The sequence below is a fragment of the Natrinema sp. 74 genome (assembly GCF_046097095.1).
Lineage (GTDB): Archaea > Halobacteriota > Halobacteria > Halobacteriales > Natrialbaceae > Natrinema.
Genome location: NZ_CP175698.1, coordinates 805,953 through 827,649, shown reverse-complemented (window position 1 = coordinate 827,649; position 21,697 = coordinate 805,953). Strand labels below are relative to the sequence as shown.

The 21,697-nt window shown below is 61.7% G+C and carries 18 protein-coding genes and 1 tRNA gene; 7 read left to right on the top strand and 12 right to left on the bottom strand.

Features of this window, described 5'->3' with window-relative positions; all coding sequences use genetic code 11:
- The gene (locus ACJ70B_RS04080; protein ID WP_408959137.1) at window positions 1-2,085 is read right to left on the bottom strand and encodes a type II secretion system F family protein; all 2,085 of its coding nucleotides are present in this window, start codon (window positions 2,083-2,085) and stop codon (window positions 1-3) included.
- On the bottom strand, window positions 2,082-5,981 hold the full coding sequence (locus ACJ70B_RS04075; protein WP_408959136.1) for an ATPase, T2SS/T4P/T4SS family: 3,900 nt from the start codon (window positions 5,979-5,981) through the stop codon (window positions 2,082-2,084). The genes ACJ70B_RS04080 and ACJ70B_RS04075 overlap by 4 nt, the downstream gene beginning before the upstream one ends.
- A 328-nt stretch (window positions 5,982-6,309) precedes the next feature.
- Between ACJ70B_RS04075 and ACJ70B_RS04070 the strand changes: the two genes are divergently transcribed.
- A complete protein-coding gene (locus ACJ70B_RS04070) occupies window positions 6,310-7,077 on the top strand; it encodes an SDR family NAD(P)-dependent oxidoreductase (protein WP_408959135.1) in 768 nt (255 codons plus the stop codon).
- Between the two features lie 523 nt (window positions 7,078-7,600).
- Here the strand turns inward: ACJ70B_RS04070 and ACJ70B_RS04065 are convergent.
- Window positions 7,601-7,673, bottom strand: a tRNA-Arg gene (locus tag ACJ70B_RS04065).
- A 15-nt stretch (window positions 7,674-7,688) separates the two neighbouring features.
- Entirely contained in the window at window positions 7,689-7,997 is a 309-nt protein-coding gene (locus ACJ70B_RS04060) for a twin-arginine translocase TatA/TatE family subunit (RefSeq protein ID WP_408959134.1), read from the bottom strand.
- A 208-nt stretch (window positions 7,998-8,205) separates the two neighbouring features.
- Between ACJ70B_RS04060 and ACJ70B_RS04055 the strand changes: the two genes are divergently transcribed.
- Both ACJ70B_RS04055 and ACJ70B_RS04050 read left to right on the top strand, forming a co-directional pair.
- Window positions 8,206-8,685 carry a redoxin domain-containing protein gene (locus ACJ70B_RS04055; protein WP_408959133.1) on the top strand — a complete coding sequence of 160 codons (480 nt, stop codon included), beginning with the start codon at window positions 8,206-8,208 and terminating at the stop codon, window positions 8,683-8,685.
- 68 nt (window positions 8,686-8,753) lie between these two features.
- On the top strand, window positions 8,754-9,569 hold the full coding sequence (locus tag ACJ70B_RS04050; protein ID WP_408959132.1) for an HD domain-containing protein: 816 nt from the start codon (window positions 8,754-8,756) through the stop codon (window positions 9,567-9,569).
- A gap of 207 nt (window positions 9,570-9,776) precedes the next feature.
- Here the strand turns inward: ACJ70B_RS04050 and ACJ70B_RS04045 are convergent, their stop codons facing one another.
- A complete protein-coding gene (locus tag ACJ70B_RS04045; RefSeq protein ID WP_408959131.1) occupies window positions 9,777-10,001 on the bottom strand; it encodes a MarR family transcriptional regulator in 225 nt (74 codons plus the stop codon).
- Window positions 10,002-10,292: 291 nt separating this feature from the next.
- On the opposite strand from ACJ70B_RS04045, the gene ACJ70B_RS04040 reads away from it, so the two are divergent.
- Window positions 10,293-10,487 carry a XapX domain-containing protein gene (locus ACJ70B_RS04040; protein WP_408959130.1) on the top strand — a complete coding sequence of 65 codons (195 nt, stop codon included), beginning with the start codon at window positions 10,293-10,295 and terminating at the stop codon, window positions 10,485-10,487.
- Window positions 10,488-10,527: 40 nt separating this feature from the next.
- Here ACJ70B_RS04040 and ACJ70B_RS04035 read toward each other — a convergent pair whose 3' ends face one another.
- From ACJ70B_RS04035 to ACJ70B_RS04010, 6 genes are all read right to left on the bottom strand, one after another.
- Window positions 10,528-10,689 carry a hypothetical protein gene (locus ACJ70B_RS04035; protein ID WP_408959129.1) on the bottom strand — a complete coding sequence of 54 codons (162 nt, stop codon included), beginning with the start codon at window positions 10,687-10,689 and terminating at the stop codon, window positions 10,528-10,530.
- 97 nt (window positions 10,690-10,786) lie between these two features.
- Window positions 10,787-12,625, bottom strand: a complete 1,839-nt coding sequence (locus tag ACJ70B_RS04030) for an FAD-binding protein (RefSeq protein WP_408959128.1) — start codon at window positions 12,623-12,625, stop codon at window positions 10,787-10,789.
- Window positions 12,626-12,627: 2 nt separating this feature from the next.
- A complete protein-coding gene (locus tag ACJ70B_RS04025) occupies window positions 12,628-13,500 on the bottom strand; it encodes a succinate dehydrogenase/fumarate reductase iron-sulfur subunit (RefSeq protein WP_408959127.1) in 873 nt (290 codons plus the stop codon).
- A gap of 1 nt (window position 13,501) precedes the next feature.
- Entirely contained in the window at window positions 13,502-13,867 is a 366-nt protein-coding gene (locus ACJ70B_RS04020) for a succinate dehydrogenase hydrophobic membrane anchor subunit (RefSeq protein WP_408959126.1), read from the bottom strand.
- Window positions 13,867-14,298, bottom strand: coding sequence for a succinate dehydrogenase, cytochrome b556 subunit (sdhC, locus tag ACJ70B_RS04015; protein ID WP_408959125.1), 432 nt, complete (start codon window positions 14,296-14,298; stop codon window positions 13,867-13,869). The genes ACJ70B_RS04020 and sdhC overlap by 1 nt, the downstream gene beginning before the upstream one ends.
- Window positions 14,299-14,466: 168 nt before the next feature.
- A complete protein-coding gene (locus ACJ70B_RS04010; RefSeq protein WP_408959124.1) occupies window positions 14,467-15,573 on the bottom strand; it encodes a succinylglutamate desuccinylase/aspartoacylase family protein in 1,107 nt (368 codons plus the stop codon).
- Between the two features lie 206 nt (window positions 15,574-15,779).
- On the opposite strand from ACJ70B_RS04010, the gene ACJ70B_RS04005 reads away from it, so the two are divergent.
- Both ACJ70B_RS04005 and ACJ70B_RS04000 read left to right on the top strand, forming a co-directional pair.
- Window positions 15,780-16,547, top strand: a complete 768-nt coding sequence (locus tag ACJ70B_RS04005; RefSeq protein ID WP_408959123.1) for a GNAT family N-acetyltransferase — start codon at window positions 15,780-15,782, stop codon at window positions 16,545-16,547.
- A 311-nt stretch (window positions 16,548-16,858) separates the two neighbouring features.
- Window positions 16,859-18,328: a flippase gene (locus ACJ70B_RS04000; protein WP_408959122.1), complete on the top strand. Its 1,470-nt coding sequence runs from the start codon at window positions 16,859-16,861 to the stop codon at window positions 18,326-18,328.
- Between the two features lie 713 nt (window positions 18,329-19,041).
- Here the strand turns inward: ACJ70B_RS04000 and ACJ70B_RS03995 are convergent.
- Complete coding sequence (locus ACJ70B_RS03995; protein WP_408959121.1) at window positions 19,042-19,488, bottom strand: hypothetical protein; 447 nt, start codon at window positions 19,486-19,488, stop codon at window positions 19,042-19,044.
- A 632-nt stretch (window positions 19,489-20,120) separates the two neighbouring features.
- Here ACJ70B_RS03995 and ACJ70B_RS03990 point away from each other — a divergent pair.
- The gene (locus ACJ70B_RS03990) at window positions 20,121-21,464 is read left to right on the top strand and encodes a RimK family alpha-L-glutamate ligase (protein WP_408959120.1); all 1,344 of its coding nucleotides are present in this window, start codon (window positions 20,121-20,123) and stop codon (window positions 21,462-21,464) included.
- The last annotated feature ends 233 nt before the right edge of the window (window positions 21,465-21,697 follow it).

Sequence of the window (21,697 nt, the reverse complement as noted above, 5' to 3'; positions counted from 1 at the left end):
TTAGGCCACCAGCGTCCAGCCGATGAGTGCGACCGCCGACAGTGCGACCGCGTACTTCAACCCGCTCAGCAGGTCTGCGTCGCGAATATAGCCGCAGATGAACCCGGAGATGATCCCCTGCAGTGTCACCGCGTGGAAGAACAACACCGATAGCATGTCGACGTCGATGTTCTTGCTCAGGTTCCCTCCCTGCATCGCACCGCCGCCGGCACTGCTGGCACTGGAACTAGCACTGGCACTGGCACCGGAACTGCCGCCGGTGTTGAGGCCGGCCATGGTGTCGATGAACTGGGTCTTGAGGATCGCGATCACCGCAAGCACCGTCATGAACGTCATGATGATGATCACGATCTGCATTCGGGTTCGCGACTTGCGCTCGCGCTCGATATCGTCGTGGTTCTCGCTCGCACGCGCCGCCGTCCGAAGGACATCCGAAATCTGGTTCGACGCCTCCTGGGCTTCGGTGATCAGACGCGTCGTCCGGGCGAGTCGCGGGATGTGATATTTGTTGTTAAATTCGATGAGCGCCTCCTTCAGGCTCGTCCCGTAGTTGACCTTCGTGTGCATCATCTCGAACTCGCGAGCCAACTTGCCGCTCGTCGTATCGGAGACCGCCTTGAGCGATTCGAGCAGCGTCAATCCGGTATCGTTCGAACTCGAGAGCTTACGGAGGTCCTCGGAGAGTTTGTTGACGACGGCGTTGCGGTGGCGGACGTTCCACTCGCGAAAGATCGACAGCGGAATCGCCGTGATGTACAGCGGCAAGTAGACGTAGATGACCGTACCCCAGATGGGTCTTTCGAGCATCCCCTGCCACGACGTGGGGGCCGACCCACTGACCATGGCCGTGACGACGATTACCAGCGCCAGAGGACCGGTCAACGCGAGAGTCACTAAGGGATGGTCGCGGAAGAAGAGATGCGGCTTTCGCAGGACTTCCATCGTCTCGTAGGTCCCCTCCCGATTCTTGATTCGGTCGAAGACGCTGTGGTCGCCGGTGAACTGCTCGACGAGTCCCAGGCTCAGTAAGCCGCCTTGCTGGCCGGTTTCGGTCCGCTGGTCGGTATCTCCCATCGAGAGGTAGCCGTCCCCGGGTTCGTCGTGTTTGACCGTCGAGACGAGGACGAGAAACGCGACGCCGATCATCGGAATGAGTCCATAGACGACCATATAAAGCATCTGATTGGTCACGCTCGCGTTCGGGATCATCTTCATGACGACCATGATGATGATCAGCAACAACGGGAACAGCGACAGCGTCATGTACATTTCGCCGAACAACTCGAGCGTCTCGAGCGTGAGTTCCTGTTCTTGCTTTGCGGTCCGCATGTGTTTCTCCTTCTTGTCCTCGAGGAAGCTCTCCATGTCGCCGCCGCTGTTGACGATCGAGAGCATGTCGGTCAAAAACTGTGAGAGGTCGTCACTCGGCGTCTCGAGGGCCTGTTTTCGAATCGACGACCGGTAGTCGATGTCGAAATATTCCGTCTCCTTGACGATGCTCTGGAACTCCTTTGCGACCTCACCGTAGGTGTCGTCGGCCTGGGCCATCGCCTCGATGATCTCGAGTTGGTTGAGACCGCCGACGGACAGGGCGTACATAAAGGAAACCGCGTCGGTCAACAGCATGTTGATCTCGCGCTTGCGGGTCGATGCGCGCGAATAGGGAATCGCGACCATCGAGCCAAAGCCTATCGCGAACCCGATCGATCCGAACAGGAGACCGGTAAACAGAACCAGCGCGGGCATACGCAGCGCGATGACGAGATTGAGCAGTTGCTCGTTGCTGATCGGAATGCCAAAGATCGTTCCGACGTCGATAAGCCCGGTAGCAAAGAGGCCGTAGCCGAGCATCAACCCGAGCATCCACAGACTCAGTCCGCTGATGGTGCCGATTCCGAGGGCTCGAGAAAGGTAGAGCTCGACGGTGTCGGTCATCCGGGCCTGAGCGAGTTTCGTCTCGACGTCGGCGACGAACTCGCTGTCCTCACCGAATAGCCGTTCGTAAAGGGGGTAGAACCGGTCCCCGAGCGCGTCGGAGGTGGCCGACATATCCGAGCCGCCACCGCTGTCGGTCTGGAGGCTCATGCGTCGTCGTCCTCGCCGCTCTCGTCGGTGTCGAAGATACTCCCGTCACGCTCGGTCGTCTCCTCGCCACCGCCCTCGCTCTTGAAAATCGACTCCTCGTCGTCGCTCTCGTCGGGTCCGTCGAACAGCGAACCGCCGTCGTCGGCCGCTTCCTCGTCATCGCTGAAGACCGAGTTCGATTCGTCACCGAAGATCGAACCGCTTTCGTCCTCGTCCTCACCCTCGTCGCCGGCCGGCGCGGCTACCGGCTTGGTATCGTCGGCATCTGACTCGCCGTCGACTGACGACGCTTCGGCCGTCGCGTCTCCAGTCTCCGGACTGCGACCGGAGATTGGTTCTTGGTCGGCGTCGTTCTCCGTATCGGGAGTCGGCGGTGATCTGGCGATCGGCTCTCCGTCGTCCGATGCGTCCTCGTCACCGTCGTCAGGATCGTCACCGAGATCTATCGTTGGTGGCTCGCGATCGGCCGTCTCCGCCGTCTCCGATTCGTCGTCCGTGATGGAGGCAGTCTCGGCGTCACGACCGGGCTCGCCGGCCGAGTCTGTCTGCTCGGCACCCTCGTCGTCAGTGTCCGCGCCGATGTCGATCGTCGGCGATTCGGGCTCTTCGGCGGCCTGGTCAGCGTCGTCCAGTTGATCGCTGAAATCGCTGTCGGACGCGGTGTCTGCCGACTCTGGATCGAAGATCGAATCGAGATCATCTTCCGGGAACATCGTCTCAAATCCGGAGGTGTTCGGCTGCTCGCCGGTCGATCTACTGCTTCCGTTCGGCCGATCGGCGTTCGGATTGTCGAGTTCGTCGATGGTCTCGCCCATATCGTCGAACAGCCCACCGAAATCGCCGTCACTGGCGTCTTCTGCGGGGAAGACCGTCGGTCCGGATCCTTCAGATTCGGGACGACCGCCACCGCCGTCGGCGTTCGATTCCGAGCGGGACTTCGCGCTCGAGGCCGACGGCGGATCGCCGCTCGGGTCGACGTCCGTTGTCGATGCTGACGGTTCCGCCGGCACGGCTGCGGTCTCGGATTCCCCGGTCGACGCTGCTACCGTCGCGGCGTCGCCGTCCGTGGCCGTCGCCTCGTCGGTGTCCGCGCCGGTCGAGGCATCGGCGGTGTCCGTTGTGTCGTCGCCGCCGATATCGAAGCCGGTCTCCTCGCTGAGCCACGCCGGCTCGTTGTCGCCGTCGCCGCCGTCTTCAGGAGCGAACTCGGCCGAGCCGTCACCAAGTTCCCACTCGTCTTCCTCGACACCGTCGTCGACCTCGCCGGCGAAGTCGAACTCATCGCTGTCGGCGCGGTCGACCTCGATCGTGTTCTCCGATTCGACGTCACCGAGTGCGCTCGCAAGCCCGCTCGGTACCTTGCCCCGGTACTCCTCGAACAGCGACTCCTCGGCTCGCTCCAGGATGTCCATCGAGAGGTTGTACGTCTCGCTGGTCGCCTCGGGTCGCGGGACGAGTTCCTCTTTCTCTTGATCGACGTCGATCAGAACGCTCTCCATCTCGCGGAGGTCCTCAAGACTGTCCTCGAGTTGGCCGTTCGCAATGAGCGTGAGGATCGTATCGGGATCGTTGATGAACGCCTGAACCGTCGCTGCTACCTGCGCGTACGTGTTGAGTTCGTTCTTGATGAGATACGCGAGGATGACCTCCCGTTTGAAGAGTTCCTCCTCGAGTTTCTCCGTGCTCCAGCCGCGATCGAACTGGATCTCCTCTAGCGTGTTCGAGTCCCCCATCTTGAGGAACTCGTCGGTCTCGGCTTGCCACTGGTAGACGTCTTGAACGTTGATCTCGTCGTGTTCGGCGTCGTAGTGGTTGATCTCGGTCAGGGACTTGTTCCGGCGGACCTTCCGTCCTTGAACGCGGGTCTGCGTCTGGATCGAGACCAGATCCAGTGCCGTAAACATCGTCTTCGAGACGTTAATCGGGTCCGTGGTGAACCGCTTGAGAACCTCGTCGACGGAGTCGGCGTGGAACGTCGTGTACGTGGTGTGACCGGTCGACATGACCTGGAACAGCGTCCGACCCTCCTCACCGCGGATCTCGCCCATGACGATGTAGTCGGGTCGCTGGCGCAACGCGGCCTCAAGCAGGTCGAACTCGTCGACGTCGCCTTGTTCGTCGTCGGAGAACGAGGGCCGCGTGACGCTGGCGATCCAGTTTCGCTGGGGAAGTTCGACCTCGCGGGTGTCCTCGATGGAGACGATCTTCGCGTTCGAGGGGATAAAGAGGGAGACGGCGTTTAGCGACGTGGTCTTCCCGGACGCAGTACCGCCAGCGAAGATCAGGCTCTTGTGGTTCTCGATGGCGAGCCACAGGAAGGCCATCTCGTCTAAGCTGAACGTGTTCCAGTTGATGAGGTCGATCGGGGTAAAGGGGACGTCCTTGAACTGACGGATGGTGTAGTTGGTCCCGTGGTCGGACACTTCTTTCCCGAGGGTGAGCTGGGCGCGCGAGCCGTCGGGCAGCGTCGCGTCGACCTGCGGTAGTCGTTTACTGATCCCCTTGCCTGAGCGCTGGGCGAGTTTGACGACGAAGTCGTCGAGTTCATCCTCGCCGTGATAGACGTTCGTGATGATCTGTTCGTACTCGGAGTGATAGACGAAGACGGGCGAGTTGTAACCATCGACGGAGATGTCCTCGACGTTGATGTCGTGTTTGATGCCGTCGATGCGCTCGTAGCCGATGAAGTTGCGTTTGAGAAGGTAGAGGAGCTTTTCGACCTGGTACTCGCTTAGTGTGTCCGGATCGTCCGCGAGAATCGCCGGCTCGGGCCGGACTTCGATTCCCTCGAGCTGGCTCGGCCCGGCCTCAAGCTCGACGTCGTCCTCGTCGTCGTCGAGGAGGCCCCGGAGCGTCTCGATGATTCCTTTCGACGCCTCGTCGGAGGTTGCCTCGAAGAGGTCGTAGCGCTTCAGCAGGCGGCGAGTCTCGTCTTCGATGACCGTTCGGCGGCCGTCATCACTCGATTTCTCCTTGATGCCGTCCTCGGTGTACTTGATCGCCGTCCGAAGCTTTCCCGAGAGGAACTCCTGGAGTTCTGTCTCGATCTCGTTTTGGTACGGCTCGATCACGTAGTACTTCTTCTCGTTTTCCTTCTCCGAATGGAAGATGACGACGTACGCGTAGGGTTTGTTTACCCAGTAGCGCTCGTCCTCGCGAAAGTGGGTCTTCTTCTCCATCGGGACCGCTTTCTCGAGGTCGTAGCGGTTGGAGACGGTGGTGTTGCCCGCGGCCGTCGAGAAGAACTCGTCCTCGTCGAGATCGTCTTGGACGTTGACGGTCCGCTCCTCGACGAGATCGTCTAGCTCGAGGGCGGCGTCGTTACCCGCTGCGAGCCGTCCCTCGAGGGTCTCGGGATCGAATCCGAGCGCCTCCTCCTCGTCGTGAGAAACGACCTCGCCGCTCGAGTCGCGCGGGCGACTGCCGTCGTCCTCGTAGTAGTATTCCCACTTATAGTGCTCCCAGGTCCAGGTATCCTTGACAACTGGTGTCGTCTCCGGATCGACGTACTCGAGGAAGATCTCCCAGAGTGCTTCGGCATCGTCACCGGCGGTCGGCAAAACGCTGTCCTCGAGGTCGTCCGGATGGTGGCCGAGGTACGCTTCCGGATCGAACTCGATCCGAGCCCAGTCCTCGCCGCGTGGGGCCCTGCTGCCCTCGTTCGTATCGAGACCGAGCTGATCGTCGGCCTCGGGGTCGTCCGGATAGAGGGTAGATACCTCGTCGCCGTAGCCGTACTCCTCCATGAATTCCACCCACGTATATTCGCCGACTCGGACACCCGGATCAGATGCGGTATCCGACCCCTGAGACCGCTCGTCCTCCGACGCGGGGTCGGACACCTCCCCCTCAGAGAAGTCCCCGGTATCCGACTGGTCGGCCTCGTCAATAGCCATTGCATCCACCCTAACTCTCACCCCTCAAAAAATTCATCCACCCATTACCATTTCTGATAATCTAGATATCGGTGAATTCCGCCCGGTTCCGACGCTGTCGCGATCGGTTTCGATACACGCAGTGCTCCGCGCTACCGTAACGGCGAGGCCGGAGACCGCATGATAGGTCCACTACCAAATACTCCACGGCGGCGTCGTCACTACCGAAGTCGCCGGCCCCGACGAAGACGGGTTATAGACCCACCTGCCGGAGCTTCTCGATCAGGAAGTTCGACAAGTAGGGGCTGCGCGAAAAGCTTGACGTGGCCGCCGACGAAACGGAGGCCCGATGAGCGACCTATTCGACCTCGAGGGGCGAGTCGCAGTGGTGACGGGCGGCGGCCGTGGCATCGGCCGCGCGATCGCCGTCGAACTGGCAAATGCGGGTGCCGCGGTCGTTCCGAGCGCCCGATCGACGGACGAGATCGAGGCCGTCGCCGCGGACATCGAAGCGGCGGGTGGTGACGCCGTCGCCGTCTCCGCGGACGTGACCGATCCCGACGCCGTACGTGACGTTATCGACCGCACGGTAGACGCGTTCGGCGGCGTCGACATCGTCGTTAACAACGCCGGTTTCAATCCGGACGACGCGCTTGGGCGACCGGAGGACGTCGACACCGAGCATCTCGACCGCGTCTTCGATGTCAATCTAAACGGCGCGTACGAAGTGACGCGGACGGCGGCCGACCATCTCCTCGCAAGCGACGGCGGCTCCGTGATCAACGTCGCCAGCGTCGGCGGACTTGTCGGCCTCCCGCGCCAGCATCCCTACGTCGCCTCGAAGCACGGCCTAGTTGGGCTCACGAAGAGCATGTCGCTCGACTGGGCTCCAGAGGTCAGGGTCAACGCCGTCGCACCGGGCTACGTTTCGACGGACCTGACAACGGATCTCGAGGGGAACGACCGGCTTCGCCAGTCGATCATCGACCGCACGCCGCTGGAGCGCTTCGCCGACCCCGAAGAGATCGCCGGGCCGGTCGTCTTCCTCGCGAGCGAGGCCGCCAGCTACGTGACCGGCTCGGTGCTCGCGGCCGACGGCGGGTGGACGGCGCGATAACGTCGTCCGGTCCGTCACGGCGGTGACCGTCTGACCGCGAACCGACGTTCACGTTCTCGGTCGGTCGACCGGGTTCGGCCCGGTCGCGTTCGAAGCGAACCTGCGGTGATGGATACTGATCGGACCGTGCATCACCTCGAAGCCGCTGTCGTCCTAAGACCGAGAACGGAGCGCGGGTTCGGCGCTGCCCGCTCGTCGATCGGTCACGATCGAGGCTCTATAACCGAATTTCCGACCGGCGTTTCGCCGGTCGTTGGCACGATTCTCTAGGTCCTACCGACGACACGTCCGGCGCTTCGAGTGGCGATCGCGAACTCGAAGCGAGCCACCATCGGCGTGACGATCCGTTCGCAGCCGGCACGCGACCGTGGCCTGTGACTCAAGGACGTCTCGAGTCCGTCGTTCGAAGCGGTCGTAGCGGCATTCGAACCGAAGTCTGACGGTTGCTCACATCGTTTGCGCTGCGTCCAACCGAAGTTGAATCTGCTACGCCGGTTTGTTCGCCACTACGTGACTCGTTACACGGGCGTGGCGGGATTCGAACCCGCGATCAGAAGGTTAGGAACCTCCTGCCCTCTCCGCTAGGCCACACGCCCCGGCGCGAAAAGAGCTTAGCTGGTTTCCGTTTCGGTTTCGGTCTCTGTCGCCGACCTCTCATCGGAGGTGACCGGCTCCGTGTCGACGAAATCTTCGTTCTGCTGGCTAGCGGTCTCGGTCTGGCCGGACTCACGCATTTCCTCGAGCTCCGATTCGACCTTTTCGCGCCCTTTCTGGAACTCACCCATGGCCTCTCCGGTCGACCGTGCGAGCTTCGGGATCTTGTTGGCCCCGAACAGTAGGACTGCGATGACGAGGATGATCGCGAGCTCCGGTGGCCCCATGCCGCCGGGGATGAACAGCGGTGCGGTTTCGACTACCATCTCTATGCGTGGCTTACCCGCTGTCAATTATAACCTTTTTGGACCGATAAGACAAGCAAGCGGCCGTGACAGTCGTCGTACGCTCAAGATTCGTCGAGAACTAGGTTCGATTCTCTAGCCCTGGCGGCCACTCGGTGCTCGACCGAACGGGCATCCGATCGTTCCGCGAGCGAAACTGTCTTTCCGGGTTGGACACAATAGGCGAACGATGGTAACGACCGGAGACGATGCACCTGACTTCACCGCACCGCTTGCAAACGGCGACATCGAGGAGTTCTCGCTCTCGGAGCGCCTCGACGGGGAGGCACCGATCGTCCTCGCGTTCTTCCCCGGTGCGTTCACCAGCGTCTGTACGACCGAGATGTGTACGTTCCAGGATCGACTGGCCGACTTCGACGACCTCGACGCTGCCGTCTACGGCGTCAGCCGCGACTCGCCGTTCACGCTGAACGAGTTCCGCGACCAGAACGATCTCGAATTCGGACTCATCAGCGACTACAACAAGGAGATCATCGACGAGTACGACGTTCCGATGGACTTCGCCGACTTGGGCGTCTACGGCGTCGCCAAGCGGTCCGTGTTCGTCGTCGACGGCGACGGCGAGGTCGCTTACGCGTGGGTCAGCGACGACCCCGGCGTCGAACCCGACTACGACGAGGTCGAGGCCGCCGTCGAAGACCTCTCCTGACGAATCGGCACGAACAGCCTCAGACACGACGGCGCAGCGCTTTTTAAGCGGGACATCGACGTTTGGATATGAGCGATTCCGCCGCCGACGAGGCTCCCCGCCGAGTCTACGCTCCCGACGACGATCACGCCTTCCCCGACGAGAAGTTAAACGCCATCCTCGAGTATATCAAGACCGACGAGGAGATCGCGGCCTACCTCGAGGCACAGAACGTCAACGCGGTCGACCGAATGCGGTACAACGATCACGGGACGAAACACATCGAGATCGTCCGCAACCGGGCGCTGTGCCTCTATGATTTGCTCAAGCAGGGTACTGTCGATTTCAACGGCGCGCGGCAACAGGGACTCGAGGAGGAAGACGAGTCGGTCATCATCGCGCTCGCGGCGACCCTCCACGACGTCGGCCACGTCGTCCACCGCGACAGCCACGCCTACTACTCTATTCCGCTCGCTGCAGACATCCTCGATCGAATCCTCCCCGAGTTCTACGACGTCGTCGACACCGTCCGGATGAAAGGTGAGGTGCTCCACGCGATCCTCTGTCACCACCGCTCCGAGACGCCGCTGACGACCGAAGCGGGCGTCATCCGGGTCGCCGATGCACTGGATATGGAACACGGCCGCTCGCGAATCCCCTACGAACACGGCGGCCGCGGTATCAACACCCTCTCGAGCCAGGCCATCAGTCGCGTTTCCCTCCAGGAAGGCGATACCACGCCCGTCATGGTCGAAATCGAGATGACCAACGCCGCCGGTGTCTATCAGGTCGACAACCTGCTCAAGGCCAAACTCGAGGACTCCGGGCTCGAAGACCAGATTCGGATCGTCGCGCTCAACACGAACGAGAACCGCGAGCAACTGGTCGAGCGGATCGAACTCTAGAGGAAGGGGTACGCTGTCGTTCGGAAGACGCGAAGCGCCTTCCGTGGTGACGAAAGGAACGAAACGTCTCTCGAACCACGTGCGGTCGCGAAGCGACCGCACTCGGTGAAAATCGATGACATGCACTCCTCGTTCCCTGTCGTTCGGCTCGCGGTGACGCCACTCGTTTTCCCGCGGCGCTTTGCGCCGCGCGCTCGGTCATCTCGTTCAAGCGAGTTCGAACTGTCCGTCTTGCCGCTCGAGGTACCCGCGATCCCGAAGCGTCCCGGTGATCGAAAGGACGGTTCCCTTGTTGATCACGAGGTCGTTACAGAGTTCGTCGGCGGTCGCGCTCCCGCCGGCGGCGAGATACAGGTACACCAGCTTCGCTCGAGCGGAGTCGAGATCGGTCGGAAGCGATACGTCGAGCCCCGTCGTCGTTGGCGATGTCATACTCGCACCTCTTCCCTTCGACGATAATAAAATTGGCCCACAACAATTGTCGAAATAGCGCTGCGAAACCGGGGGTCGTGCGCTATCGACGGCGCTGACGATGATCGTCTATTCGTTTGACGGCCGATGAGAGGTCGTCACTCCCTCCGTACGGAGAGATAGTTGATCGTCGTGATCGCGATCGGATGACAACAGGTTTCACACCCCCTCGCGATAGTCCGTCGGCGGAACCGACCGCGAGGTGGAGCGACCGGTCACTTATAGGTGCTCCAACGAGTCAGTACGATACTGATGTCGATGCAGCTCACCGCCCTCGCGCTCCTGACCGGGCTGGTCACCGGCGCACTGTTCCGGGTTCTCAATATTCCGATCCCCGCACCGCCGGAGCTGCCCGGCCTCATGGGTATCGTCGGTATCTATCTCGGGTATAAACTAATCGAGTATCTGAACGTCAGCGTCGATTTGCTCGAGACGCTCGGGTTATAGCGGTCCGACCGACGGCGAGCGCTGGTTGCGGGTCGCGACTTCACGCCGACGATCTCATATTGAATAGAAACCGCATGAGAATCCAGAGCGTCAGCAGGATCGCTGTGGGAGCCAACACTACCGCCAGGAACAGCAGCGGACCTGTCAGGGCGGAACCGATGAGGAGAGCCTGGACGATAACGAGCAGAGGGACAGCGCTCATAGATCCGCCATTCGCCGGGAGCGGGATAAACGATTCCACTCGCGGTGAGGCAGGGTCACTGCCCGTAACCTAAAATCGACGGCGTCGGGCGTCGAGGTCAGTAGCTGCGTTCTTTCGGCTCGTAGGTCTTGTTCTCTCCCTCGAGGATGACCGGTCGATAGAAGATCGAGGGTTCGCCATCGTCCCACGAGATGAGCGTGTGCTTGAGCCAGTTCTCGTCGTCGCGGATCTGGTTCTCCTGACGCCAGTGTGCGCCGCGGAACTCGTTGCGCACCAGCGCGCCGAGTGCGATCGTCTCGGCGACGTCGATCAGGTTGCGCGTCTCGATTGTCTGCTGGAGGTCGGTGTTGAACGTCCGCGACGGATCGTCGACGTAGACGTCCTGGTACTCCTCACGACACTCGCGGATGATCTTCAGCGCCTTCTTGATGCCGTCGCCGGTACGGAAGACGTTGACGTAATCGGTCATCGCCTGCTGGAGCTTGGCGCGGATCTCGGCGTGCTGGACGCCGTCGTCTTTCTCCATCAGGGCGTCGACGCGCTCGCGGGCCGACTCGACGGTGCGCTCTAAGACGCCCTCGGTGTCGGCGGTGACGCCACCGTCGGCGGCGACGCCGCCGGTCGTGTCGAGTCCCGCCTCGCCGGGCTGGACCGGCAGTTCGGTGTCGGTCTCGTCCTCGACGTCGTCGCCGTAGCCGGTCCGGATCTCGGGCTCGCCGAGGTCCTCGCCGGCGGCGTGGCGGCCGGCGCGCTTGCCAAAGACGATCAGCTCCGGCAGGGCGTTCCCGCCCAGCCGGTTCCCGCCGTGGACGGAAACGCAGGCGCACTCGCCGGCGGCGTAGAGGCCGTTGACGCAGGTCTGCCCGTTCTCGTCGACCTCGATGCCGCCCATCGCGTAGTGCTGGCCGGGCTTGACCGGCATCGGCTCGACGAGACCGTCGACGCCCTCGAAGTCCTCTGCGAGGTGGAGGATGTTCTCGAGGCGGTCCATGATGCGCTCCTCGCCCAGGTGGCGCATGTCGAGGTGGACGTACTCGTCGTTGACGCCGCGTCCCTCGTTGACCTCGGTGAGTTCGGCGCGGGCAACGACGTCGCGGGAGGCGAGTTCGCCGGAGTTGTTCGCGTAGCCGTACTCGAACATGAACCGCTCGCCCTCGTTATTGTAGAGGATGCCGCCTTCCCCGCGGACGCCCTCGGAGATGAGGACGCCGGTAGAGGGCAGCGAAGTCGGGTGGAACTGGATGAACTCCATGTCCTCGAGCGGTGCGCCTGCCCGATAGGCCATCGCGTGGCCGTCGCCGGTACAGGAGACGGCGTTGGTGGTGTGGTCGAAGGCCTGCCCGGGACCGCCGGTCGCGAGGACGACACCGTTGTTGGCCTTGAAGCCCTCGATTTTGCCGGACTGGACGTCGTAGGCGACGACGCCGTGACACTCGCGGTCGTTCGGGTCCGATTCGTCGGTCGTCGCCAAGTCCATGACGTACCACTCGTCGTAGACCTGAATGCCGCGTTTGACGACCTGCTCGTACATCGTGTGCAGCAGGTGGTGGCCGGTCTCCGCTCCGGCGTAGGTCGTCCGCGGGTAAGAGAGGCCGCCGAACGGCCGCTGGGAGACGCGCCCGTCCTCCTCACGGGAGAACGGCATTCCCCAGTGCTCTAGGTTCATCGTCTCCTCGGGGGCATTCTTCGCGAGGGTCTCGACCGCCGGCGCGTCGCCGAGATAGTCCGACCCCTTCATCGTGTCGTAGGCGTGGAGTTCCCAGTCGTCGCCTTCCTGGAGGGCGGCGTTGATACCGCCTTCCGCCGCGCCGGTGTGGCTGCGGACGGGGTGAAGCTTCGAGACCATCGCTACGTCGGCTCCCGCTTCGTGCGCCGCGACCGCGGCTCGGAGGCCGGCACCGCCTGCGCCGACCACGATAACGTCGTGTTCGTACATGGTTACCAGAACTTCAGGTTCTTCTTGACCGCTTCCCGCTTGAGCTCCTGAATGTGCTCGGTGAGCGGAATGTCTTTCGGACACACCTCGGTACAGGAGAACTGGGTCTGGCACCGCCAGACGCCGTGTTCCTGCTCTAAGATGCGGAGTCGGTGCTCCTTGATCTGTTCGTCCTCGCGGTCGTCCATGGCGAACTTGTAGGCCTTGTTGATCGCCGCGGGACCCAGATACTCGTTGTCGCCGGCCGCGATGTTACACGAGGACATGCACGCGCCACACCAGATACACCGCGAGGACATCTTGATCTTTTCGCGGTTTTCCGGGCTCTGGCGCTGTTCCTCGAGGTCCTCCACCGGCGGCGTATCCTCGTCTTGGAAGTACGGCTCGACGGTGTGCATCTGGTCGTAGAAGTGGTCCATGTCGACGACCAGGTCCTTGACGACCTCCTGATGGGGCAGCGGCTCGACGCGAACCGGCTGCTCGAGATCGGCGATCTGGGTCTTACAGCCCAGTCGCTGTTTGCCGTTGACGAAGAACGCGTCAGAGCCACAGACGGCCTGCCGACAGGAGTGGCGGAAGGTCAGCGACGAATCGTACTCGTCGCGGGCGTACATGACCGCGTCGAGGACGGTCATCCCCTTCTCGAAGGGGACGTGGAAGTCGTCGAAGCGGGGTTCCTGTTTGCCCTCGACCTCGGGGTCGTAGCGGAACACCTTGATGTGGACCGTCTCTCCCTCGAGTTCCGCTGCGTCGGCTGCCGTCTGATCGACCATACCGCCGCCTTTCTGTTTCTCGGCGGCCGGCGACTCCGCGCCTCGCAGTTCCGGATCTTCCGGTGCTTCCTGACTTTCGGGTTCGGCTTGTTGTGTGCTCATGTTAGATCAGTCCCGACATAGTGAGTGCGACGTAGATTCCCTGTGCGACGAGCGCGAGGCCGGCGAGCGATAACACCGCTAGCACGGCCTTCTTCGGGCCTCCCTCGAGTCCCTGATTGACCAAGGCGTTGTAGACGCCGTTGACGCCGTGGAACGCGGCGGTGACCAGGAACAACACCATCGTGAGGAAGTAGCCGATATCCTCCATTCGGGCCTGCGTGCCCATAAAGTCTATCTCATACGCGTGATGGACGAAGTGCAGGAGGAAGAAGTGAAATGCCAGAACGACGACAAGAAACGCCGCCGTGATCCGCTGGAGGAACCAGCGAGTGCCGCCGGGCGTAAAGGAGGAGTAGCGCTCCGCCATTAGATCGACACCCCCGTGAGGAAGGTGGGGACGCTCGCGACGGTGATCGCGCCCGTCAACACCAGCGAAGCATAGAAACTCTTGTCCTGTGAGTCCAACCCGACGCCGAGATCGACCATTAGCAGGCGGAGGCCGTTTAAGATGTGGAAGACGGCCACCGCGAGCAGGCCGACCTCGAGCAGACGCACGAGGAACAGGCTCTCGAGACCCTGCAGCGTCGCGGTGTACACGTTGACCGCCTCGCCGTCGACCATTGTCGTTTCGCCCTGTGCGCCGCCGATGGAGCTACTCAGCACCGCAATGTGGGTAAACAGGTAGCCGATAAGCACCCAGCCGGTGAACTTGTGGAAGATCCACGCCCACATGCCGGCCGAGAACTCCTTCCAACGGCCGAAGTCCTCAATGAGGCCGCGATTGTAAGACTGACTCATACGCTCATGTGGTCCGTTAGACCGCGGGGGTATAGAAGTTACTTTTATCTCCCCGTCCGCCCCGCCGTCTCCGAAAATAACTACAGAAATCGTTAAGTTACGGCACCGGTTCCTCGAACTGATTCAAGACGCTCTCATCGAACGGTGAACGGTTCAGCGACCGACCGGTCAAGCGCCGTTGCTCTGTCGGCGAAGGTCGGAGCGCGACGTTTGCGTCGTCCGCTCGCGCTCGAGCACGGTGAGCGTGTCCGGCGAGAGGCCGACCAGATGACAGAGGGGGTTGCCTGGGTAGACGACGGGGTTCTCGAGGACGCCGACGATGAGGCCGGTGAAGGGGGACTCGACGGTGACGATGTCGTCTTCCTCTTTGAACGGGTTGGTGATGGTACAGATGACCTCGCCCTCCTCGACGAGTTCGCCGCGGCCGCGTTTCATGTCGACGATGCCGCCCGCGTCGGCGCGGAGCCAGGTCTTCTCGTCATCGGAGTCGATGACGGTTCGCCAGCCCGGCCAGTGGACCGACGACTGCCGGTGGCAGCCGAACTCGGCGAGGACGCTCGCGACGCCGGTGAGCGCGCGATCGATCAATCGCCGCTGGAACCGGTGGGCCTCGCCCATCTCGACGGTGATCGTGGGAATGCCGGCGTCGGTCGCCTCCCGCCGCAGCGTGCCCGACGGTCCCTCACCGGCGATGATGACGTTCGAACTGAACGCCTTGGCGAGTCTGCTTACGTCCGAGCACTCCATGTTCGCCCGGACGTGGAGCATATTCGTTCGCCCGCGCGTGGACGTATGGAAATCGATCCCGAGATCACAGGGCTCGATGAAGTTCGTATAGATCTGGTGGGCCATCCGCATGGCGCTGGTCGACCCCTCGCGGCCAGGAAACGAACGGTTCAGGTCCCGGTCGTAGATCGGGAGATACCGCTCCTGTGCAATGAATCCGGGGACGTTCATGACGGGGAGACAGATCAGCGTCCCGTGGAGGACGGAGTGGTCCCAGTCGTGTGCCACCTCGCGGACGACCTCGATCCCGTTGAGTTCGTCGCCGTGGGCCGCCGCCGAGAGGAAGACCGTCGGTCCGGGGTGTTCGCCGTTGATCACCGTGACGGGGATCCGAACGGGATCGCCCAGATACGTTTCGCTGATGCCGTAACGGATGTTCGCCGATTCGCCGGGATCGACTCGGCCGCCGTTGTACGTAAACGTCTCGTCCATGGATTCGGGGTGGGATAGCTCGTCGGGCGGTTCCGTCGCGGTCGTGTCGTCGCTCATACCGCCCTCACCGGCGGCATCACCGTGAATCTTCTCCCTGTGAACGACCCTATCCTACTCGCTCACGACTAAAACTCCCTATCGCTCGTCCGCGTTCGATCGTCCGTGCCGCTTTTTCCGGAGAAACCGGGTTTCGCTCGAACAACGTCGTGCAGAATGTGTGACCGTGGGCATACGTTTTGTATCTGGCCATGGTATGGCCACCCATGGAAATTCGTGAGGCGACCGACGACGACGCCGAGGCGATTCGATCGATCGCACGCGAGTCGCTCAACTCCACGTACACCGACTTTCTCGACGCAGAGACGATCGACGACGCGGTCGGGAAGTGGTACGGCGAGTCGTTCGCTGACGACCTCGCCGACGATCGGCTCCTTTTCCTGGTCGTCGAACGAGACGGCGACGTCGTCGGCTTCTCCCAGAGCGAACTGGTCGGCCAGCAAGCAAACACCGGTCACCTCCTCTGGTTGCACATCCACCCCGATCACCGCGACGGCGGCACCGGCGTCCGACTGCTCGTCGGAACTCGCGAAGCGCTGCTCGAGGAGGGCGCGTCGGAGATTCAGGGTTTCGTTCTCGAAGACAACGAGGGCGGTAACCAGTTTTACCGAGACCACGGCTTCGAGCGGGCCGGCCAGCGCGAGGTCGACATCGGCGACGAAACGTTCACCGAGAACGTCTACGTCGAGAGCGACCTCGAGGACGACGGTGAGTGGGGCGCGATCGACGAGGTTTCGGTCGGCGAGGCATCAGCCGACGGCCAGACCATTTACGTGAGTTACGGTGAGGCTGCCCGCGGGTCGAAGGCACCGTTCTATACGGCCTACCGAACGGCGGACCGACACGATCGCTACGCCTGGTTCTGCGGGCACTGTGAATCGATCGACAACGCGATGGACGCGATGGGCCGAATCGAGTGTAACGACTGCGGAAACCGCCGGAAAGCGACCCGGTGGGACGCCTCGTATCTCTGAGCTTGCACCTCCGGTCTGCGGTCGTCAGCTCCCCGTTTTCACGAACTGCCTAACGGCTGTCTGTTCGTGCGTACGCGACTCCTTCGGTCCTTTGACCGCCTTTACGCCGTGGAATCTTCTAGACCGATCCGAAACGGGGTTTGAGGCCGGCTCCGCGCCAAGAACCCGACCATCGCTGGCTCGCTGCGATCGGCTTCGGTCCGTTGTCTCCGCATTACAATTGGTCGCTCCCTCGATGCGGAGAGTGCGTTGGTCGCTATCGACTGCACCGTCGTGCGGATACGCGCGTCTCATCGAACCCATTACGTCGAATGAACAGAGAGGACCACATCGTACACGGCTTCAAGGCAACGCTCGTCGCGCGCGCGATCTACATGCTCTCGAGCGCGCTGTTAATGTTCATACTCGCGCGGTACCTGCTCGATCCGGACGGGTACGGCGCGCTGTACTGGGCGATTGGAGTGCTGGCAATCGTTCAGCTGTTCGCGGACCTCGGTCTCTCGCGGTCCGTCGCCCGGTATCTCTCGGAGTACCGCGAAACGGATCCGGGACAGGTTCCGTATCTCCTCAAGACGACGGTCACGGCCAAGCTAATCCTGCTCGCGGTCGTCGCGTACATGCTCTTGCTCTTCCACGATTGGATCGCGATCGCACTCGGCGAACCGGAGTCGGCCCCGTTTCTCGCGGCGGGCGTCCTCTACCTCGTCGCCTACTCCTTTAGCACCTTCTCGCAGGTGGCGTTTCAGGGGTTTAACCACCTCGGCTACAGCGCGATCGTCCAGGCGATCAGCGGCGCAGCCCGGCTGTGCTTCGCCGTCGTCTTCGTCCTCGCCGGCCTCGGTGCGCTCGGGGCTCTCTTTGGCTACATCGTCGGGTATGCCGTCGCCGGCGTCATCGGAATTGGCATCCTCTACTACGGGTTCTACCGGCAGTACGACGCGGCCGACGAGTACGAGGACGGCCTCTCGCGACGGCTGCTCGAGTACAGCGTGCCGCTGACGGCGACCCAGAGCGCGAACGTCATCGACAAGCAGATCGACATCGTGCTCGTCGGGATGTTCTTAAATCCCGCTGCGGTCGCGTTTTACACCCTCGCAAAGCAGATCACTGACTTCGTCCTCGCGCCCGCGGCGTCGCTTGGCTTTACCATCTCGCCGAACTTCGGCGAGCAGAAGGCCGCCGACGAGCTCGCCGAAGCCAGGCGGATCTACGAGAAATCGCTGACGAACGTCCTCTTGCTCTACATCCCGGCGGCGGCCGGCCTCGCGATCGTCGCGGGGCCGTTCCTGACGATGATCTTCGGGCAGGACTACGCGGCCGCGGTGCCCGTCTTGCAGGTGCTCGCTGGCTTCGTCGTCTTGCAGGCGATCACGAACCTGACGAGCGACAGTCTCGATTATCTCGGACGCGCTCGAGCGCGCGCGATCGCCAAGGGGCTGACGGCGCTCGCGAACCTGTGTCTGAACATCATTTTGATCCCGCGGATCGGCGTTGTCGGCGCGGCGATCGCGACGGTCGCGACCCACTCGGTGTACGTCGCGGTCAACCTCTATGTCGTTCACACCGAACTCTCGCTGAACGTCGCGCGACTCGCTCGCACGACGGGACTCATCTGTGCGATCACGGGCGTGATGGCGCTCGCCGTCTCGCTCGTGACGCCGATGGTCTCGAGTCTGGTCATGCTAGTCGGCGCAATCGCCGTCGGGGCGGTCACCTGGGCCGTGCTGGCGGTGCTGAGCGGACTGGTCGATCCGCGACAGGTTCGATCGGTGATCGGGTGATGTCTGATTCGAAATCGAGGAACAGGATTGGTGACGCCAATCAGTGTGGTGGTTGGCCGGTTCATGCCTGAAAGGCAGTTTCGACCCTGGTCTCAGATTGCCACAGCTATTGCTTGGGACCGCAAGGGTAGGTTAAAACAGAGGGCCACCCAAGTCACACCAGCAGCAGAAATGCCAGCCGTTGCTGTTCTGCTCGATCACTGCGGCAACGCACGCGCCGCAGGAGGCCGTCACCCACCCAGCGGAAGCGACACATGTTCCACAGGCAACGACTTCTACAGCGTGATTGTTCGCGATTTGGGCCACACATCCAGTATCGACGGTTCCACACGGCGCACAAGCGGTAAGTGGATTGTTGCCGAGTAGCGCCGTACAAGCACAGTCGCCGATACCTTGTGTCGAGATTTGATTACTCTCTGGTTCTGAGGTTACATCCGCTGCTAGTGGTATTGTACGGGCATTCGTTTCGGTCGTGACGCCCGTATCCCCCGGGAGCACGTTAGTGTGTTCGACGGTAACGGGGATTGTCTCCACTGAAGAAAGATCAGCGTCTACCTTCGACATCGCTGCCTCAACGTCCGTCGAAACGGATGCCGCCGTGTCTTTTCTGCTCTCGGTAATGTATCCGTATGGATCAACATCATCGTGTTCGTTCCAGAGGATTCCCGCGATTCGTTTTGTCGTATCCTGTTCGTCCGAACGAGTGCCGCCGCTTACGTCCTCCTTCGACTTGTTTCCGACTCGAACGTAATCCGCAACGTGCGATATTCTTCGTCCTTGTACCTCGCTTGGAATCCCCTTGCGGAGCCGTAGTCTGGTATGAATCCTTCGGAGATGAGCTTACTCCGGACTTGCTCGACGCCCCTGTCAGTCAGTGCGGCGTGGAGTACCTCTTTGGTTTCTTGCTCGTCCAGTTTTTCGACGGTCGTTTCGGGTTCGTTCGATATATCTACGTCGTCGGCTGCGACGACTGACGCAGCGTTCGAACCGAAGAGGAGACTGCTTGCAACGCCCGCCAAGAATCCGCGCCTCTTGATTCCACGGAGGTCTTGTGCCGCTTTCCATACCTCGGCACAACCTCCGCCGTCAGCCTTCTCTTGGAGTCGTTCTCTATATTCGTCTATCTCGTCTTGGACGGTATCTCTACTGTCACTGGTCATTTCAATCCTACAACCTGAAGTTATGGCCGAAAGTATAAAATACTATTCTTTATTCTATTAATAATGATAGTATAGAATTGAGATAATAGGGGTCGCTATCGCATCGCTGTAACGTACGAAACGATCAACGGTTCGCGTCGGGTAGTTGGAAATCTACGAGCGGATCCGTACCCAAAATCTCGAAAAGAGATATTGAACGTACAGCGTTCCGAAAAATGGAACCAGTAATGTGACATCTGAGATCATGAATCGCTGGACAACAGCGTACAGTCCCGTATACATTATAATAGTTATACTACTCCCAACAACGGTCCAGAGAAAACTGACACCTCTACTAGCTGCTTTGGGTCCTCGGATCTCATAGATGACAGGTAGGCATCCAGCGATATTGATAGTAAGAAGGGCTCGATCAACAACACTGCTTCCCAGTCCGAAGAAAAATAGTACACAAATACCGATAACTGTAGTCGTAAGTCCGACTACCGGATGCTCAGCGGCGGGGCCAAACACGCGCCGCCGGATCGGTCTGTTCGACATCGGAGTACGGTTGAAATTACGTTGAGGTATGAGATAAGTGTCTTGGTTCCGCATTAGCTATCAACACTTATCCGACGGCTCGGCGTCTAGTCGCTATGGCCGGTGGCGATCCCGTGACCGTCGGGGTGTTGAGCCTTCATACGAGCAAGGAAACGAAAGCGATTCTCAACGCGGTCGAAGATCTCGGCCACGATACCGAGTGGCTTCGGTCTGAGAACACGTCGATCAGCGTCACGGACGGCAGCCCGGTCCTCGAGCCCGAGGTCGACGTGATCGCAAATCGGATGTTGCTGTCGAACACCGAACAGCCCGCCGAGGAGCTCGGGCTGGTCAACGCCTTCTCGCGGCTCGTCCCGACGCTCAACGAGCCGAGCGCGGTGATGACGGCGATGCACAAGCTCTCGACCGCGACCGCGCTCGCGTCGGACGACGTCCGGACGCCCGACGTCACCCTCGCGCTCAGCAGCGACCAGTTAAACGCCGCGCGGGAGCGATACGGCGAGGAAGCGGTGTACAAGACCGCGATCGGCACGCACGGCGGCGGCACGTGGAAAGTCGGCCCCGACGACCCGATCAACGCCAAGGTCGGCAATCGGTATGCCTTCCTGCAGGAACTCGTCGATCGGGAGGACGTCCGCAACCGTGATCTGCGCGTCTACGTCGTCGGCAGCGAGATCGTCGGCGCGATGTATCGCTACGCGCCGGACAACGACTGGCGGACCAACGTCGCGCTCGGCGGCTCGGTCGAGGATGCGACCGACGATCTCCCCACAGAAGCCGGCGAGATGGCGCGGCGAGCGGCCGACGTCGTCGGCCTCGACTACGCCGGCGTCGACCTCGTCGAGGGCGACGAGGGCTGGTTTGTCCTCGAGGTCAACCCGACCGCGGGATTCAAAGGGCTCTACGAAGCGACACGGGTGAGCCCCGCTCCGTACATCGCCAAACTGGCGATCGAGCGCGCCGGCGGCGAGGTCGACGACGAGCGCGTTGGAGAACTCACGAACGTCCTCGACGACTCCCGGCCGACGGCCCAGCCGGCCGAAACGGTCATCCAAGACACGGAGCCGGCCGTGATCGGCTACACCGAGGAGGTCGTCCTCTCAGGAACCAGCGGCTCGACGTCGGTCCTCGCGAAATCCGACACGGGCGCGACGCGGACGAGCATCGACACCGGGCTCGCCGCCGACATCGGTGCCGGCCCGATCAAGTCCATTACCCACATCCGATCGGGAAGCAGCAAACAGTCCAAGAGCCGGCCCGTCGTCGACGTCGTCGTCGGTGTCGGCGGCAACCAACACACCGTCACGGCCAGCGTCGAGGACCGCAGTCACATGGATTACCCCGTCTTGCTCGGGCGAGACATCCTCGGAAACTATCAGGTCGATGTCAGCCGCCGGGTCGACGGCGACGCCGCCGATACGCCCGAGGAAGAGGAGTAGCCACCGCTTTTCGCCCCGATAGTTTCTTCGGCGACGTTCAACGGAAAGAGCGGTCGATAACACCGGGCGTCGCTTCACCGGCGTCCGGCAAGTCGGTGGTGCGTACGAACGGCGGAGAACTCGAGCGAGCGAACTTCTGACGAGAGCCGACGCCCGACGCTAATCGAAGTGAAAGCGGGCTCGCGGCCGATTCGGTGCCACAGAGAGGACCGAGCGCCGATCACTTTGGTGGG